Annotated in this window: 17 protein-coding genes; 10 read left to right on the top strand and 7 right to left on the bottom strand. The window is 56.8% G+C overall.

Annotated elements, in window-relative coordinates; all coding sequences use genetic code 11:
- Nucleotides 1–757: 757 nt before the first annotated feature.
- From WC184_07735 to WC184_07715, 5 genes are all read left to right on the top strand, one after another.
- On the top strand, nt 758–1,939 hold the full coding sequence (locus WC184_07735) for a M20/M25/M40 family metallo-hydrolase (GenBank protein MFA7477774.1): 1,182 nt from the start codon (nt 758–760) through the stop codon (nt 1,937–1,939).
- A gap of 113 nt (nt 1,940–2,052) precedes the next feature.
- Entirely contained in the window at nt 2,053–2,847 is a 795-nt protein-coding gene (locus WC184_07730) for a thioesterase family protein (protein MFA7477773.1), read from the top strand.
- Complete coding sequence (locus tag WC184_07725) at nt 2,844–3,026, top strand: antitoxin (protein ID MFA7477772.1); 183 nt, start codon at nt 2,844–2,846, stop codon at nt 3,024–3,026. The genes WC184_07730 and WC184_07725 overlap by 4 nt, the downstream gene beginning before the upstream one ends.
- Nucleotides 3,023–3,181, top strand: coding sequence for a hypothetical protein (locus WC184_07720; protein ID MFA7477771.1), 159 nt, complete (start codon nt 3,023–3,025; stop codon nt 3,179–3,181). Before WC184_07725 ends, WC184_07720 begins: the two co-directional genes overlap by 4 nt.
- A 38-nt stretch (nt 3,182–3,219) precedes the next feature.
- A complete protein-coding gene (locus WC184_07715) occupies nt 3,220–3,438 on the top strand; it encodes a DUF433 domain-containing protein (protein ID MFA7477770.1) in 219 nt (72 codons plus the stop codon).
- 450 nt (nt 3,439–3,888) lie between these two features.
- On the opposite strand, the gene WC184_07710 is transcribed toward WC184_07715, so the two are convergent.
- Entirely contained in the window at nt 3,889–4,596 is a 708-nt protein-coding gene (locus WC184_07710; GenBank protein ID MFA7477769.1) for a class I SAM-dependent methyltransferase, read from the bottom strand.
- 288 nt (nt 4,597–4,884) lie between these two features.
- Here WC184_07710 and WC184_07705 point away from each other — a divergent pair, with 288 nt between their 5' ends.
- Together WC184_07705 and WC184_07700 are read left to right on the top strand one after the other, a co-directional pair.
- Complete coding sequence (locus WC184_07705; protein ID MFA7477768.1) at nt 4,885–5,844, top strand: TIGR02587 family membrane protein; 960 nt, start codon at nt 4,885–4,887, stop codon at nt 5,842–5,844.
- Nucleotides 5,841–6,230, top strand: coding sequence for a TIGR02588 family protein (locus tag WC184_07700; protein MFA7477767.1), 390 nt, complete (start codon nt 5,841–5,843; stop codon nt 6,228–6,230). Before WC184_07705 ends, WC184_07700 begins: the two co-directional genes overlap by 4 nt.
- Nucleotides 6,231–6,489: 259 nt before the next feature.
- On the opposite strand, the gene WC184_07695 is transcribed toward WC184_07700, so the two are convergent.
- From WC184_07695 to WC184_07670, 6 genes are all read right to left on the bottom strand, one after another.
- The gene (locus WC184_07695) at nt 6,490–6,906 is read right to left on the bottom strand and encodes a GNAT family N-acetyltransferase (protein MFA7477766.1); all 417 of its coding nucleotides are present in this window, start codon (nt 6,904–6,906) and stop codon (nt 6,490–6,492) included.
- 95 nt (nt 6,907–7,001) lie between these two features.
- Nucleotides 7,002–7,292 (bottom strand): DUF1778 domain-containing protein, encoded by a 291-nt coding sequence (locus tag WC184_07690; protein MFA7477765.1) that lies wholly within the window; start codon nt 7,290–7,292, stop codon nt 7,002–7,004.
- Nucleotides 7,293–7,377: 85 nt separating this feature from the next.
- Nucleotides 7,378–9,684: a 5-methyltetrahydropteroyltriglutamate--homocysteine S-methyltransferase gene (gene metE / locus WC184_07685; GenBank protein MFA7477764.1), complete on the bottom strand. Its 2,307-nt coding sequence runs from the start codon at nt 9,682–9,684 to the stop codon at nt 7,378–7,380.
- A 235-nt stretch (nt 9,685–9,919) separates the two neighbouring features.
- Nucleotides 9,920–10,540, bottom strand: a complete 621-nt coding sequence (locus tag WC184_07680; GenBank protein ID MFA7477763.1) for an HAD family hydrolase — start codon at nt 10,538–10,540, stop codon at nt 9,920–9,922.
- A gap of 198 nt (nt 10,541–10,738) precedes the next feature.
- The gene (locus WC184_07675; protein MFA7477762.1) at nt 10,739–11,134 is read right to left on the bottom strand and encodes a type II toxin-antitoxin system VapC family toxin; all 396 of its coding nucleotides are present in this window, start codon (nt 11,132–11,134) and stop codon (nt 10,739–10,741) included.
- 5 nt (nt 11,135–11,139) lie between these two features.
- Complete coding sequence (locus tag WC184_07670) at nt 11,140–11,373, bottom strand: hypothetical protein (GenBank protein MFA7477761.1); 234 nt, start codon at nt 11,371–11,373, stop codon at nt 11,140–11,142.
- 233 nt (nt 11,374–11,606) lie between these two features.
- Between WC184_07670 and WC184_07665 the strand changes: the two genes are divergently transcribed.
- From WC184_07665 to WC184_07655, 3 genes are all read left to right on the top strand, one after another.
- Nucleotides 11,607–12,533 (top strand): alpha/beta hydrolase, encoded by a 927-nt coding sequence (locus WC184_07665; protein MFA7477760.1) that lies wholly within the window; start codon nt 11,607–11,609, stop codon nt 12,531–12,533.
- Between the two features lie 171 nt (nt 12,534–12,704).
- Nucleotides 12,705–13,238 carry a hypothetical protein gene (locus WC184_07660; protein MFA7477759.1) on the top strand — a complete coding sequence of 178 codons (534 nt, stop codon included), beginning with the start codon at nt 12,705–12,707 and terminating at the stop codon, nt 13,236–13,238.
- A 275-nt stretch (nt 13,239–13,513) separates the two neighbouring features.
- The gene (locus WC184_07655; GenBank protein ID MFA7477758.1) at nt 13,514–15,610 is read left to right on the top strand and encodes a copper-translocating P-type ATPase; all 2,097 of its coding nucleotides are present in this window, start codon (nt 13,514–13,516) and stop codon (nt 15,608–15,610) included.
- Nucleotides 15,611–15,629 lie beyond the last annotated feature (19 nt).

Here is a 15,629-nt window from a genome sequence, read left to right as displayed (position 1 = left end):
CCCTCCACAGGGTCCTCGACACGATCTTTATTCATAGCCACAGCAGTGATCCTTTCAAGCCCGCAGCACTCAGCCGCGGACCATCAAGCCACCACCGTTTACACACACCATCGGACAGTCCCAGATCAGCGGGAGAACCTATTCCTTCGCGACATGCCTGTTTCACTATTCAGTGCCTGACGTGCCGGACCGATCCTTCTACGAGATACGAGTGGCGTCTCGAGGTGGCCCGACTTTCACCCACGCCGATCTATTCGCTGCTGGATGGAAAGCTGACATGTCTATCGGGTGACAGGTATTCCAGGATCCGGGTTTCTGAGCCGTACTCCCGGCGGCAACCGGATGCCGCACCCAGCCGTATGACCCCACAGCGAGGCCCGGCATTCAAAGCCGCTTCGACCTCCATCTGATGCCATCACAGACGGTCGAAACTCCACTTGAACCTGGAGAAAGATAGGGTGTGTTGAGGTTGGTTTGCCCGGCACACTCGTTGGCGTGAAAAGCTCCGAGACCTTTGTCGCATTGCCTATCCGGCCGGAATCTTCCAGGGTTGTGCACGCGGGTGGGCAGACAGGTTGTGCACCTACTCTGACCCGGGCTTTCAGGACTAGAAGACTGGTTTGGCGCCGTTTTCCGAGTTGCCCCCGCCACTTACTCGCAGCAGGCCTTCGGGCCTGCTGTTTGTGTTTTGTGAGCTGGGGTGTTGGGTATCGGGTAAATCGGTTGAGGGGCCTGGCAAAGCGCGCGACACTCGCGCATGGGCACTACCGCCGACAAACTGGCCGAATCGGTCGCAGAGATTGTTCGCATCCCAAGTGTTAACCCGCTTCAGCCGGGTCCCCGGGCGGAAGCCGCGGGACCGATTGGAGAAGCGGCGCTTGCCAACCATTTGGCCAAGCGTTTTGAAGCCCTAGGTGCCACCGAGGTTGTGCTAGATGAGGCGTTAGAAGGACGTCCCAACGTCTACGGGTTTTTCCCTGGTCGTACCGATCGGTTGGTGGTGTTAGATGTTCACACCGACACCGTGACGGTGGAGCACATGACCGACCCACCTTTTGATGGTCGGATTGAGAACGGTGCCGTGTGGGGCCGGGGAGCGCTCGACACCAAAGCGTCGATGGGGGTGATGCTGGCCTTGTTGGAGGGTTGGCAGGTGGCTGGGGTGCGCCCGGAACCGACCCTGTTGGTGGTGGGATCAATCAGTGAAGAAGCCGGTGGATTGCCAGGGGCTGCCCGTTTTCGGGAATGGGCGGAGGGTAGAAATCTAGAAATCGACCAGATGATGGTGGCTGAGCCCACCAAGTTAGCGCCGATTCATGGCCACAAAGGTGGGGTAGGCGTGACGGTCACCGTGCATGGTGCGTCGGCACATTCGGCGCTGCCGCACTTGGGTAAGAACGCCATCGTGGCGGCGGCACCAGTAATTCTGGCCTTCCAAGCGGAACACGAGCGGCTGCAGGCCCTCACCCCCAATACTGAGCTTGGCAACAGTACCGTGTCGGTAACGGTGATTGAAGGGGGAACCGGAGGCAACGTTATTCCAGCTTCTTGCACGGTGCGGGTTGGCCAGCGGGTGGTACCTGGTGAAGATGCCAACGAGGTGTACGAGCGCTTGGTGAAAATCGCCGAAGAGGCGTGCCCCTTGCCGGTAACCTGCGAGCCGATGCGGTCGCCGGAACAAGACGGTCGGTACGGTTCGGACGCTTTCTACCAATCAGCTGATTCGCCGTTTATTCAGCTGTTGGCTTCGGTTACCGGGAACAGTCCGACGGTGGCACCTTATGGCACCAATGCGCTGCGATATGTGGGTTTTGTGAACGAGCTGGTGGTGTTTGGTCCGGGCAGCATTGACGATGCTCACCTAGCCACCGAACACATTGATATTGCTGGTTTGGTTCGTTTGGCCGAGGTCTATACCGCCTGGTTAAACCCGGCCTAAGCCTGTCACTAATGATTTAGGGGTACGTTTCCGTTCTCCCCACCTCCGACCCTTAGTAGACGTGCCGTTAGCTCAAGGTCTCATGCTTAAGCTGATGCTAGGTTTTCTATTCCATGGACAGTAATAGCGCCGAGTGGTTGGGTCTTAACCGGGTTTCCGAAACCGAGTGGTCTTTCAAGCTAGCTGGTCGGCTATGTCGGCCCGATGCCCGGCTCTACGGAGGTACCGGGCTGGCGGCGATGCTGGCTACCATGGAAGCCCAAACCGGTCGCACCCCGCTGTGGGCCACGGTGCAGTTTGTGGGCAGCGCGGCGCTCGGCGAGCAAATAGATTGTGAGCTAGAAGTGCTCGCTAACGGGCGTCGAACCTCTCAGGTGCGTTTCACCGCCCGGGTAGGCGACCGGGAGATACTAGCCGGGGTAGGTTCTACTGGTATCCACGTGGACGGCAAGGTCCCCAATACCCAAGTTCCGGCTATGCCCAAAGTGCCGGGACCAGAATCTGGTGTGCCGTGGGGATCACCTCTTGCTCGTGACCCCCAAGTGGAAGACTGGACCTATACGGCCGAAGTTCGAGAAGTGGAAGTTGACCCGCTTCGTATGTACATGTGGGCGCGTATGCGACAAGGCGAAGCTATTGGGGCTGCGGAGTTATCGTTTCTGGCCGATATCGTCCCGCCTAGCGTGTTGCGGGTGGTGGGCGAACATGGTGGCGGCAACAGTCTCGATAACTCCATGCGATTTGCTCACCTGGTCGACACCGAGTGGGTGCTATTCGAGTTTGACCCTTGGTTTATCGCCGGAGGTTATGTTCACGGTGGGGTAAAAGCGTGGGCAGAAACCGGTGAGTTCCTGGCCCATGGAAGCCAAACTGCTTCTGCCACGATCATGCCTAAACCGGTGGGTTGAACGCGGCCCTTACCGCGCCTGATTCCGGCAAGACGATGAGCGAGGTGATTACTGAGCTCATTCGCTCTGGGCTACACAAACAACAGCAGCCCACCCAGAAAGGTGTGCGAGGCTTACCGGTAGTCTCGGTTGGCCGAACGATCACCGCCGAAGACGTACGAAACCTTGCGGACGAGTGACTAAAACGTTCCCGGCTGATACCAATGTGCTGATCGCTTTGATCGTTCGTGAGCACGGCCACTTCGAGCTGAACGGTGATTCCCCCTGTATTCACCTAATTACGATGACTGACCTGTCGCTCGAGCCCCTTCTATTGCCGTTCGGAAAGACGTGATCACACGGCGGCAGGACGTGAACGGTATGCTCATAGGCATGGAGTTGACGAAGCTGATTGAGACCCGTCCGGGTGTTCGGAGTGGTAAGCCATGCTTCGTGGGTACTCGAATATCGGTTTACGATGTGCTCGAGTATCTTGCTGCTGGTATGAGCTCTGAGGAAATTATTGCTGACTTTCCTGAACTCACCGATACGCATGTGCGAGCTGCCTTTCAGTTTGCGGCGCTACGTGAACGCCGCCTAGCTACAGCGTGAAGCTGTTGTTCGACCAGAACCTATCTCGATTTCTTGCATGGACCCCCACCTAAATTCGTATGGCTGCGTGTTGGGAACGTATCAACCGAGGAAATTTGCCGTGTGCTAATTGACTATCGTCATTCCATTAAACGTTTTGGGATGGGCGGTGGAGAGGCGTTGTTACCAATACCTGCACGGGATAGTCCATCGGCCTAACCCGCACCCAAAGTTTGGTTTGGTCCCAGTCAATGTTCGAGCGTTGATTCTCGACACCTTATAAAGGTCAGTTCATTGCGGGTGACGAATATGAACGTGACGGTTTTGTATCGGTAGTGTCAACCCCTTCATTACGGTGTGTGGCGGACACCGTCGGTCGATGTATGGTCGAGAGGCCACGACGACCTAGATTCGTTTCGGTGTACTGACCGCTCTTGAACGAGACCTAGACGGTCTTGCGTGTCAGGGTGGCTATGTCTTGGTTCCGACGTACACCGAGCGTCCCGGATGGAGCATGTGCGGCATGCGCTCGAAGTCCAGACCTGCCGCCGCGAAGCTGCGAGCGAACTCATCTGGATCTGAGAGGCGCATCGTGTGCCGCTCCTCGACAGTCGTGATGCCCTGTGGAGTCGCGGCGACGTACTGCATCTCGATCGCGCAGTGCATGCCAGACCTTGAGGAGCGCACCGCGCGAGCCACTGCGAGATCACCCTGACGACCCGACTCGGCGTTGACGGTCGACCCGATCCAGTAGTCAGGTTCGACCCACCCCTCGATGAGCAGCACGCCACCCAGGTTGAGGTGTCCCGTCATGTTGGCCACAGCAGCGTCGAGATCTTCCTGTCCCGTCAGGTATCCGATGCCGCTGAACAGCGAGACTACGACGTCAAAGGTACGGTCGAGTTGGAAAGATCGGAAATCACCTTCGACGAGTTGGACGTTGGGTGCACGCTCAGCTGCGATATCCAGCATTGGGCGGCTCAGGTCGACGCCGACGACGTCGAAGCTGGACGCGAGGTATGGCAGGTGTGCGCCAGTGCCGCATCCGACATCGAGCAATGTGGCAGCTGTTGGCTTGTGACGCAGAACCTCGCCGATCACGAGCTCCGCTTCTGTTTGCGGGGCGCGGCCTCGGGCCTCGTGGATCAGGTCATAGAAGCGAGCAGCATCTCCATACACGGGCTTTAGCATAGTGCCGCTCCAAGTGTGCCTTGGTGGAATCTGCCGTGGATTGGTTCAGTCAGTGAATCCGCGATAATTGCAGTCCGTCACTGGTGACAAACTCAGCGCGGCCACTGCCGAGCCCCAGCTTCCGCCCGGTGACTCGTTGCCGGGGTTCATCTCATCCAACGTTTGGAGGGGCTGGCACGAGGTGCACGAGCTACAAAATGATGACGTATTTGGTAGGCGCCTTACGCTCCGAGGTTTGGTTGAACTAGCACGGATTTAATCAGGGTAGGGCCAGTTATGACAGCTATTGCCGGATCGGCCACCCGGATTAAAACCAGTGCGAAACCACAAGCGAGTCCGTGGCGAGCTGAGTTGAACGACTTGGTTAGGGCAGCTTCGGGCGGGATGCTCTTTGGTGTGCCATTGCTCTACACCATGGAGGTTTGGTGGATCGGTAGCCACACCCGACCAGAGCAAACAGCGGTTGTACTCGCATTCCTGGCGATACCAGTGTTCGCTCTTAATTTGACCGAAGGTTTCCGCTCGAAGCCTGACCCGAGGTTCTGGGAAGCGGCGGCTGACACGGTGGAGGCCGTGGCCATTGGTCTTGTAATCACAGCGATCGTGTTGATCTTATTGCGGGAAATTCAGATTGGCCCAGATATCGCAACTGGGCCGGCGCTAGGCAAGGTTTTGTATGAAGCAGCGCCATTTTGTCTAGGTATCGGTGTTGCCCGGCATTTTCTTGATGGCGCAACACAAAAGCAAGATGACCAGGTTGACAATAAGGATTACCTCAAGATGAGTGGCACCGCCAGAGGCGAGTCGACGAGCCCAACTGAGACGAGCGAAGATGAAGGGCGATTGAATGCGACGCTAGCTGACCTGGGCGCGGCCACCATAGGCTCTGTGTTCATTGCGCTTAGCATCGCCCCCACCGACGAAGTTCCCATGATTGCCAGTCGGATGGGCGGCGGCTGGTTATTGCTGGCGGTGGCCGCTTCATTGATTTCTTCCTATGCAATCGTGTTCGCTGCTGGATTTTCCCGTCAGGAGAGTCGGCACGCTCAGGAGGGCATATTCCAAAGCCCGCTAAGTGAAACAGTGGCCTCCTACCTGGTTGCGTTGGTGATTTCAGCGTTCTTGCTCTGGTTTTTCCAACGCGACATGAGCCCTGTCAGTGATTTATTCAATCGAGTGATTGTTCTTGGTTTTCCCGCCGCTGTGGGAGGCGCCGCGGGACGTTTAGCGATATGAACAACGATCATGAACAAGGTCGCAGTGCAGCTGAATGGACGACTTTTGCTGGCGCTTGCCTTATCTTACTGGTAGTCATTGGGATGCTGATCGCCCAGATGGGTGACCAACATTCTCCTGCCGAGCCCGTAGCAGTTCTCACCGGTGAAATCCGCCAAGTTGGCGCTAGTCACCATGTAGAGGTGGAAGTAACGAACGTTGGCAGCTCGACCGCGGCAGAGGTCACAGTTGAAGCCAAACTTGAGCTAGCTGGAGAGGTTTCGGTGGGTGAACAAGTTGTTGATTTTCTGGCCCCGGGGGACAAAGAGCATCTCGTGTTTGTGTTCGATAATGACCCAAGTGTGGGCCGATTGTCGGTACGGGTTTCTGGATATGCCGTTCCTTGAATCGACGTTGAATAGGGTGCATTGGTTTGTCGCATACCGCCTAGCAACGATGCAGTAGCGAAACTGACCGTATGATGTGTCAGCGGCTTGACTACGGTCGCGGTTCCAGCCGGTGGGAAGGCGAAAACCGATCAACATTGCGGCGGTGCAGCTCACCAAAAGGAGCTGGGTCAACTCGCAATTGGATGTAATTAGCCCCTAATCCGCCGTTTTGTTTGTCTTGCGTTCAAAATATTTGTGGGCTACGTGAGGCTTGTAGCTAGGCCGAGGGTTCTTCACCCAGAGATTTTCGGGCATCCGCTAGCAACAAATAGAGGTGAAGAGGGTCGGTAGGCGACTTCGCAAAGCCGAGGCTTTGGTAAAACGTGGTTGCCTCTGCGTGCAGGGCATGAACCAAAAGGATCCGCACACCGATCCGATCGGCGGCGGCCAGAGTCGACAAAATGGCGTCGCGAACTAGAAATCGTCCTAACCCATACCCTTGTGCTGCCCGATCAACCGCCAGTCGGCCCATAAGAACGGCCGGCACCGGGTCAGGAGAATTCCTACGTAACCGTCCCGATAAGTCGCGGTGGGCAATAGCCACAGCAGACAGAGTGTAATAACCGAGGAGCTTGTCCGTTCCGCCGTCCAGGCAGACATAACAGCGGCTTAGGTCTCGCGTGTGGTTGGCCAAAGCCTTATCGACTAGGTAGCGGTTTAGAGATTCCTCACCACAGTCGAAACCAGCGGTGATGTCGGCAGCGTTAATCGGACGCGGACGTTGTGGTTTCAGTCCCAGGGCGCAGCTTCCTTAAGAAGGTTGGCAAGCTCACGCCGGTGCATCGCAGGGCGATCAAGGATGGCGTTGAACTCTTTCCAAGCAGCGTCATCTATATGAAAAAGTCGACGATCAGCCAGGGCCTCCTCAGCTCGCACCAACGCCGCGGTGGTAACAAACTCGGTTAATGATTGGCCACTGGCCGTCGCCGCTTCATCGATTAGGGCACGCTGATTTGGGGTCAGGCGCACTGCTAAGCGTGCATCTTTGCGCTCCACTGACCCGGGATTTGTTGTAGCCATAAAAAAGAGTGTACGCCTATTGTGTCAACAATCAACCGAGCAATGCGGTGGAAAGCTGTTGCACGCCGTGAGTAACGGTGAGTTATCAATCAACGACGAGTTTGGTGCGGGCTCGTTTAGCAGCGGCCACCAAACCTGTGAGTGAGGCTCGGGTTTCGGGCCAGGCGCGAGTTTTCAGTCCGCAGTCGGGGTTCACCCAAAGCCGTTCGGTGCCCAGCGTTTCAATGGCACGAGCCAAGAGATCGTCGTATTCATCATCACCCGGTACCCGCGGCGAGTGAATATCCCAAATACCGGGGCCAATTTCGTTGGGATAGTGGTGCACCACAAAATCGTCCAATAACTCCATGTGGGAGCGAGAGGCTTCCATCGAAATAACATCGGCATCCAACGCAATAATGGCGCCTAAGATCTCACCAAATTCGGCGTAGCACATGTGGGTGTGAACCTGAACGTCATCAGGTGCCACCCCAGCCACCAGTCGGAAGGCTTCGGTCGCCCAAGCCAGATATTCCGCCCGGTCGGCTTTGCGCAGGGGCAAGCCTTCGCGTAGCGCTGGCTCGTCGATCTGCACGACAGGAATACCGGCCTTAATCAGATCATCAACCTCATCACGCAACGCCAGCGCCAACTGTTTCGCAGTGGTGGACCAAGGCTGATCGTCGCGTACAAATGACCAGCACAAGATGGTGGTCGGACCGGTCAGCATGCCCTTCATAGGGCGATCGGTCAGGCTGGCGGCGTAGGTGCTCCACTCCACCGTCATGGGTGCCGGCCGCACAATATCACCGTAAAGTACCGGCGGTTTCACACACCGCGAACCGTAGCTTTGCACCCAGCCATTAGCAGTAGTGAAGAACCCTTCCAGCTGGTCACCGAAGTATTCCACCATGTCGGTGCGTTCAAATTCGCCGTGCACCAAAACGTCGAGACCAAGCTCTTCTTGTTCTCGAATGCAGGCCTCGGTGGCTTCTTTCAAACCGGCTTGGTAGGTGGCCCGGTCGATTTCACCTTTGCGGAATTTTTGGCGCAGTTCACGAATCTGGCGGGTTTGGGGGAAAGAACCAATGGTGGTGGTGGGCAAAGCTGGCAACGGCAAACGCTTGGCTTGAACCACCCGGCGTTCAACATAAGCAGAAGCGCGTCTCGACATGGCTGGGGTGATCGCGGCCACCCGATCGGTGACTTCTTGGCGATGGGCTCGCTCGGAAGCCCGACGCGACGCTGCCGCAGCACGGTTCTCGGCTAATTCGGCATCTACACCGTCGCCACGACCGCCAACCACCTCACCGATAATGCGGATTTCATCCAGCCGTTCGGTGGCAAAGGCCAACCAAGAACGAAACTCGGGGTCAAGATTCGTTTCTGCGGAAAGGTCAACCGGCAGATGTAAGAGTGAACAAGAAGGCGCGATCTGAACTTTGTCGGAGCCGATTTGTTCTACGACCTGGCTAACTACCTCGATTTTTTGGTCAAGATCGGAGCGCCACAAGTTTCGACCATCCACAACCCCAAGCGACAGCCCCAAAGAGTCGGGCCGGGCCGCCAAGACCTGGTCAAGCTGGTCGGTGCCTCGTACTAAATCGAGGTGCAAGAAATCAATGGGGAGCCCAACGGCTGTTTCGACCGACGACCCGAGCGCGCCGAAATAGGTGGCCAGAGTAACCTCAGCATCACCAGCGGCTTGGCGTAGAGCCTGGTAGGCCGGGGCATAGGCGGCTAAGGCTTCATCGAGTACATCGGTGACCAAAAGCGGTTCATCAAACTGGAAAGCGGTGGCACCGGCCTGGCGCAACGCACCCACCAGTTCCACGTAGGCGGGTAGCAACTGGTCGATCAACTCGAAGGTGTTGCCGCCATCGGTCCGTTTGGAACGAGCCAAGAAAGTAATGGGGCCAACCAGCACTACTCTGGCGGCTACCCCTTGGGCTTGGGCTTCTTGTAGGTGCGCCAAAAGTCGGGCCGGGCGGGCTTCAAAGACCTGGTTCGGGGCTAGTTCGGGAACCAGCTGGTGGTAGTTGGTGTCGAACCATTTCGTCATCTCAAGGGGGGCCCGCTCTTCCCCATCAAGCGCCCCACCCCGGGCCATCACGAAATAGCGTGCCAACCCAGCATCGTCGGCCTCGGGATCAAAAGCAGCACCGCCGAAACGCTCCGGCACCGCACCAACCGCCAAAGTGGCATCGAGCATCTGGTCGTAAAGAGAAAAATCACCCACCGGAACCCGACTTAAACCTCGCTCGGTTTGAAGCTTCCAATGGCGGGCCCGTAACTCCGCGGCCGTGGCGCGTAGCTCATCGTAGGTGCCGCTACGCCAAGCTGCTTCTTGGGCCCATTTCAGCTCGCGGGCAGCTCCAATACGGGGAAAACCAAGGTTGGCGGTAATGGTCATGAGTTTGTTATTCCTTCAGTCGAATTGTTTGGTGGTACTGCTCCATTTGGGGTGTGCTGAATCTCAACGAGGTGCTTACCGTCCACGATAGGAACCTAAAGAAGCAGTTGCGGCTTTGTGTCGGTCTTCGCGCTGGTGATGCAGCTGTGGTTGTGGTGAGCCATGACCAACAACTTCATAGCGATCTGGCCCACTGGCCCCAGCTGCTCATGATCAGGATTTGAGGACGAGGTTGCTAGCGAAGCGCCAGTAGCTTTTTAACCTCGGGGTGCCACGACTCGCTAGCGGTGGCATGCACAGATCTCCAACCAAACGATCGGGCCACCTCAATGTTCTCATAGGTGTCGTCAACAAAAACTACCGATGACCGCTGGTCCGGTGATAGCCCTAATTTTGCTGTTACAACTTCAAAGAATTGCCGGTCGCTTTTTTCGAAGCCAATGTCAGCCGAGTAGAAAATCTGGCCAACAGGAATGCTCTCGTTGATTCGTTGGTAGAGATAGTGAGCCCGTCGGTGTTCTTGGTTTGTGACTAGCACCACTTGGTGTCCTGCAGAAACAGCTTGGCAAGCGAGCTGAAATGTTGCCTCGAAAGGTATGTAATCGGCCTCGAACCAACAAGTCAGTACAGATTCAACATCGGCTGTAGTTCCCAAGAGTTTCAACGACGCCTGAAGTTCATCCTCGACGGACGCTTGACCAGTGACGATTTGCTTCCATTTTGGCTCAAAGAAGGTTTCACGAATCTGATTACGGTCAATTCCAAATTGTGTGTTGAGCTCGATGGACCAGTGACCAGCACCGCCACGATTGGGGTCGAGCAGAACGCCATCAACATCAAGAGCAAGTATCGCCATTACCTAACCCATGTTAGCCAACGTGGCGCTGTCGGAACTTCGGCCAACGCATATAACGCGCGAGGGCAAACCTTCCTTAGGGCCCTTCCCTATGGCGTCGGGTGGCCACCGTTTACATTGAGCGTTTAGCCGATGCGTGGCCTCGATGAAATAAAGACGAAGGTTTGTTTCTGTGTGCTTAGTTCACCGGGAGACGGCCTAGGCGGAATCACCCGGCAGATAAAAAGCACAGTTTGGCCCGGGTGCCTGAGCCAGGCGGCTGTCGAGGGTCATCAAGGGTGCTTCAATCGATTCCGCTACCGCTACGTACCAAGCGTCGTATGGAGTGAGGTTAGCGCCAAGAGCCCAGATTCGTTCTGCGAATGGTTCGTATGGAAAAAGCTCAATTTGAAGATCAAGTAGGTCGTGGTAGGCGAGCGAGGCCACCTCGTTGCTGATCTCATTGGAATGGCTGGCCCGGCGTAGCACGTTGGCCACCTCTACTTGGATTAATACCGGCGCAAACAGCGCTGCTTCGGTGAGGAGCGCTTCGGTCCATTGCCCGGTGGGGCCGCTATCAACCAGCGCTGATAGCACCGCCGATGCGTCGACCACTAGGTTCAACGGCGACCCTCGGAGACATGAGCCAGGATTGCCTTGTCATCGAGCTGGCTGCCGGTGGCTTTCTTGCGGCTATTGATTCGGGCCATAACGACCTGTGCGGTGGGGCGACTAGCAAGTTCGATAAGTCGGTGTCGCAAGTATTCCTGTAGCGACTGTCCGTTTAACGCTGCTCTCGCTGATAGTTCTTGGTGGGTCTGGTCGGGGACGTTCCGGATAGTAATGGAAGCCATACATGCATTTTAGCAGTGTTAGCGGCATAATGATGCTGCAAGGCGATCTGGGTTTGAAATAACCATGGTCCGATCGCTACACCAGTAGGGTTCGAAAACCTGATTTCGACGGCGACCGCTCGGCCTCTCCTTGAAAGGCGAGGCTCTGGTGAGAACAGTGACTGCGCCCAGCCAGTGATCGGTCGGTCAACTCTAGGGTTCAGCCAGTAGATTGTCTTAGAAAAGCTAAGGGGATGCTGGTGAAGATTGAACAAATAAGACTGCAGGACGACAACGACCAGGTCACCCTCACCACCTACGTGCTGGAAGATTCGGCCGAAATGTTGGGTGGAGCTCGTCGACCGGCGGTGCTCATCCTGCCTGGTGGTGGCTATATCTTCTGTTCCGATCGTGAAGCTGAGCCGGTGGCCATGGCTTTCGCCACAGCCGGTTACCACGCTTTTGTGTTGCGCTATTCGGTTTATGGGCTAAGCGACCAAATGACCAATCTCGAGCCCCGCGCCCATTCCCCTCACCCCCGACCGCTCATCGATGTGGCTTTGGCTATGCGTGAAATCAACGATCGGGCCGAAGAATGGGGGGTCGACACCGAGCGCATTGCGGTGGCTGGCTTTTCGGCTGGCGGGCATAACGCCGCCATGTACGGCGCCTATTGGGACAAACCGCTCGTGACTGATGTTATTGGTGAGCCGCTGCGTCCAGCGGCCCTTATCCTTGGTTATGCCATCAGTGACTTCACCGATTTGGTCGAGCGGTTATCAACGCGAAGTGAGTTTGAAATTGCTCTCTACAGCTCGGTGCTTGTGGCGTTTTTCGGTAGCACCACACCTAGTGACGATGAACTTAAAGCCGCCAGCCCTGCCCCCTTGGCCGATGGAAGCTTCCCACCGTCGTTCATCTGGGCTACCGGTGCTGACATGGTGGTCCCACCACAACAAAGCCTGATTATGGCCCAACGCCTGGCCGATCTCGGTGTGCCCAATGAAGTGCATCTCTTTGAAGAAGGCCGCCACGGTTTGTCGCTCGCCACCCAAGCCACCGCTAGTGGCCAAGGCGAAATCGAACCCCGGGTGGCAACCTGGTTCGAACAGTGCACCACCTGGCTGGCTAAACGTTTTGCGCTTCCCGTGCCCGAAAGGTCTCGCTGGGAACGCGCCTAGCCGGCCCGTCGAAGAAGCCGAGGTGCGCCGACTGCCGATCGCAAAGCCTAGCTGGCTGGCTTGACGGGCTTGGCTGGCCAGGTCTGCGGGCCGAAGTCTGAACGTGCCAGATCGTATTGAACGTGCCAGATCGAATAGTGGGGCAGTTCGTGCTTCGTCTCGGATCTTGTTATGAGTTTTCTCCGCATAGCGCGTAAAACTCATAACAAGAACGGTGAAGAATTGGGGGGTGAAGTGAGAAGCCGAAATTCGACGGCTGGGGCTGTTGTGGTGGCACAAACCGCCTCTGTCGTGTTGCTCGTAACTCTCGTTACCTGGTTCCTTATTGGTCAGCTACGTGAGACACCAATTTCCACCGAGAACGGGTGGGACTACAACGACTACCTCTTCCAAGTTTCGTCGCTGCCAAGGTGGCTTGAATACGTCGTTGCTTTGGTAGGCACTGGGACGCTTTGGTGGGTGTTGCGCCCGTTGAACCGAAGGCTTAGTGCACGATGGTCTGCTAAAGGTCGATGGCTCCTGCTTATTCATGCTCTAGCTACTGGTGTTGCCGTGGGTGCTGGGGGAAGAGTTATTACTGCAGGTACCAGCGGAGCCAACATCGGTGGCGGGCTGCTCATGATGGCCCTTCCGATCCTGGTTCTTGGTAGTTGGCTAGCGGCAGCACCCATCTATCGCCGTGCGAATATACCCCGAGGCAACTAACCAGTCCCCTTAGCGGTTTAGGGGTTTGCACTGGTCGAGCGCTGGTGATCCGTTGCGTGCCGCATATCGGTCTATGTTCCGAGATCGCGTAAGTCACGCCACATGCGATCATTAAGGGCACCAGTGGCCCCAACCCGAAAAGTCTGGCTGGGAACGCGCCTAGTGGGCGGGCTTGGCTGGCTTGGTCTGGGGGACGAAGCCTGAACGTGCCAGATCGTATAAACGTCCTGGCTACCTAGAATGGGGAAGAGCCTGCCAATTAGAGGAGCTTGATCATGCCCACCCATGACCATGAGCACGGCCACGACGACGATCAGCCGAGCGATTACCGCCAGGGCGGCGCTGTCGACCGTGATGATCACGATCACGATCATCACGATCATGGCCATGACGACGATGGCCACAACCATCACGACCACGGTGACCATGCCGAACATTTTCGCCGGCTGTTTTGGTGGAGCCTGCTGTTAACCCTTCCCGTCGTCATTACCAGCCCCATGGTGATGGACTGGTTTGGATACAACCTCGATTTCTACGGTGTGAACTGGGTGGGCCCAGTTTTAGGCAGCATCATTTTCTTTTGGGCGGGCTGGCCGTTTTTAGAAGGTGGCTTATCCGAGCTTAAGGCCCGCCAACCGGGCATGATGCTCTTGATCTCAATGGCAATCATCGTGGCCTATGTGGCCTCAATGGTCACTTCGTTCGACCGCTTTGATCTTGATTTTTGGTGGGAGCTGGCGGCACTAGTGTCGGTAATGTTGCTGGGCCACTGGCAAGAAATGAAAGCCTTGGGCCAAGCCCAAGACGCCGTAGCTGCATTAGCCGAACTTCTACCCGATGAAGCAGAACGAGTGTTACCCGATGGTTCAACCGAATCGGTGAGACTAGATGAATTAGCCGCCGATGACATTGTGTTGGTCCGTTCGGGTACCCGAGTTCCCGCTGATGGCGAAATTCTTGAGGGCTCGGCAGAACTTGATGAATCGATGATCACCGGCGAATCGAAACCGGTGGCCAAAACGGCGGGTGACCTGGTAATTGCCGGCACGGTTTCTACCGACTCTGCCATCCGGGTTCGGGTGCGCGCCGTTGGTGAAGACACCGCCTTGGCTGGCATACAACGTTTGGTGAGCGAAGCCCAAGATTCCCAATCACGTACCCAAGTGTTGGCTGATCGGGCGGCGGCACTGTTGTTTTATGTGGCTTTTGGCGCCGCCATCATCACGGGGGTCGTGTGGCTGGTAGTTGGCGATGCCGGCGAAGCTGTGACCCGGGTGGTTACCGTGCTGGTAATTTCGTGCCCTCATGCACTGGGCCTAGCCATTCCCCTTACTACCTCGATTTCGGCAGCCTTGGCGGCGCGACACGGCATTCTCATCAAAGACCGTTTGGCGTTTGAGCAAAGCCGCACCATCGACGCTTTTCTCTTCGACAAAACCGGTACTTTAACCAAAGGTTCCCACACGGTGGCCGGTACGGCGGGGGTTGCGCTCAGTGAGCGCGAGGTGCTTCGGCTCGCCGCCGCGGTAGAGGCCGACAGCGAACACCCTTTAGCTCGAGCCATTGTGACGGCGGCTTCGGAAGCCGGAGAAATTCCAGCGGCCACTGAGTTTCGTTCCATGACTGGCCGCGGCGTTGAAGCCACAGTCGAGGGCCGCACCTACGCCGTAGGTGGGCCGAACATGCTGCGAGAACGAGAGCTAAGTGAGCCGTCGGAACTAGCCGAGTGGATTGAAGGCTGGCGCGAGCGGGGTTCATCGGTTCTATTCCTAACCGACGATCACTCGGTACTGGGCGGCATCGCTGTGGAGGATGAAATACGCCCTGAAGCTCGCACTGCCGTCGATGAAATTAAGAAACTCGGTCACCAGGTGGTGCTTATCACCGGCGATTCACAGGCCGTAGCCGATGCTGTGGGCCATGATCTTGGGGTCGACCAGATAATGGCTGAGGTACTGCCCGAAGATAAAGACGCCCAGGTTTCTGAGCTGCAAGAACAAGGCCTCAAGGTGGCCATGGTTGGCGATGGGGTAAACGATGCCCCCGCACTAGCCCGAGCCGATGTGGGCATTGCCATCGGCGCGGGCACCGATGTGGCCATCGAATCGGCTGGCCTCATTTTGGCTAGTTCCGACCCTCGCTCGGTGGTGAGCATCGTTAAGTTGTCGGAAGCCGCCTACCGAAAGAGCGTTCAAAATCTGTGGTGGGCGGCTAGCTACAACATTGTGGCCATACCAATTGCGGCCGGTGCGTTGGGCTGGGCCGGTGTGGTTATGCCACCAGCTCTAGCGGCGATTTTGATGAGCCTTTCCACCATCGTGGTAGCCGCCAACGCCCAACTGCTTCGTCGAATCGACCTCGCCGTTTCCTAGCGCAGCCCCCCGATGTCGT

Source organism: Acidimicrobiia bacterium, assembly GCA_041676705.1.
In the GTDB taxonomy this organism is placed as follows: Bacteria; Actinomycetota; Acidimicrobiia; order Acidimicrobiales; family SKKL01; genus Actinomarinicola.
Note: the sequence above shows the minus strand (reverse complement) of the source record. Positions and strands in the feature narration are given on the sequence as shown.

Bases quoted from the DNA above. Each gene is read 5' to 3' on its own strand.
- WC184_07690 (MFA7477765.1), bottom strand. From the start codon at position 7,292: ATGGCTACAACAAATCCCGGGTCAGTGGAGCGCAAAGATGCACGCTTA.
- WC184_07700 (MFA7477767.1), top strand. From the start codon at position 5,841: ATGAACAACGATCATGAACAAGGTCGCAGTGCAGCTGAATGGACGACT.
- WC184_07680 (MFA7477763.1), bottom strand. From the start codon at position 10,540: ATGGCGATACTTGCTCTTGATGTTGATGGCGTTCTGCTCGACCCCAAT.
- WC184_07730 (MFA7477773.1), top strand. From the start codon at position 2,053: ATGGACAGTAATAGCGCCGAGTGGTTGGGTCTTAACCGGGTTTCCGAA.
- WC184_07670 (MFA7477761.1), bottom strand. From the start codon at position 11,373: ATGGCTTCCATTACTATCCGGAACGTCCCCGACCAGACCCACCAAGAA.
- WC184_07665 (MFA7477760.1), top strand. From the start codon at position 11,607: ATGCTGGTGAAGATTGAACAAATAAGACTGCAGGACGACAACGACCAG.
- WC184_07715 (MFA7477770.1), top strand. From the start codon at position 3,220: ATGGAGTTGACGAAGCTGATTGAGACCCGTCCGGGTGTTCGGAGTGGT.
- WC184_07735 (MFA7477774.1), top strand. From the start codon at position 758: ATGGGCACTACCGCCGACAAACTGGCCGAATCGGTCGCAGAGATTGTT.
- WC184_07705 (MFA7477768.1), top strand. From the start codon at position 4,885: ATGACAGCTATTGCCGGATCGGCCACCCGGATTAAAACCAGTGCGAAA.
- WC184_07660 (MFA7477759.1), top strand. From the start codon at position 12,705: ATGAGTTTTCTCCGCATAGCGCGTAAAACTCATAACAAGAACGGTGAA.
- WC184_07655 (MFA7477758.1), top strand. From the start codon at position 13,514: ATGCCCACCCATGACCATGAGCACGGCCACGACGACGATCAGCCGAGC.
- metE (MFA7477764.1), bottom strand. From the start codon at position 9,684: ATGACCATTACCGCCAACCTTGGTTTTCCCCGTATTGGAGCTGCCCGC.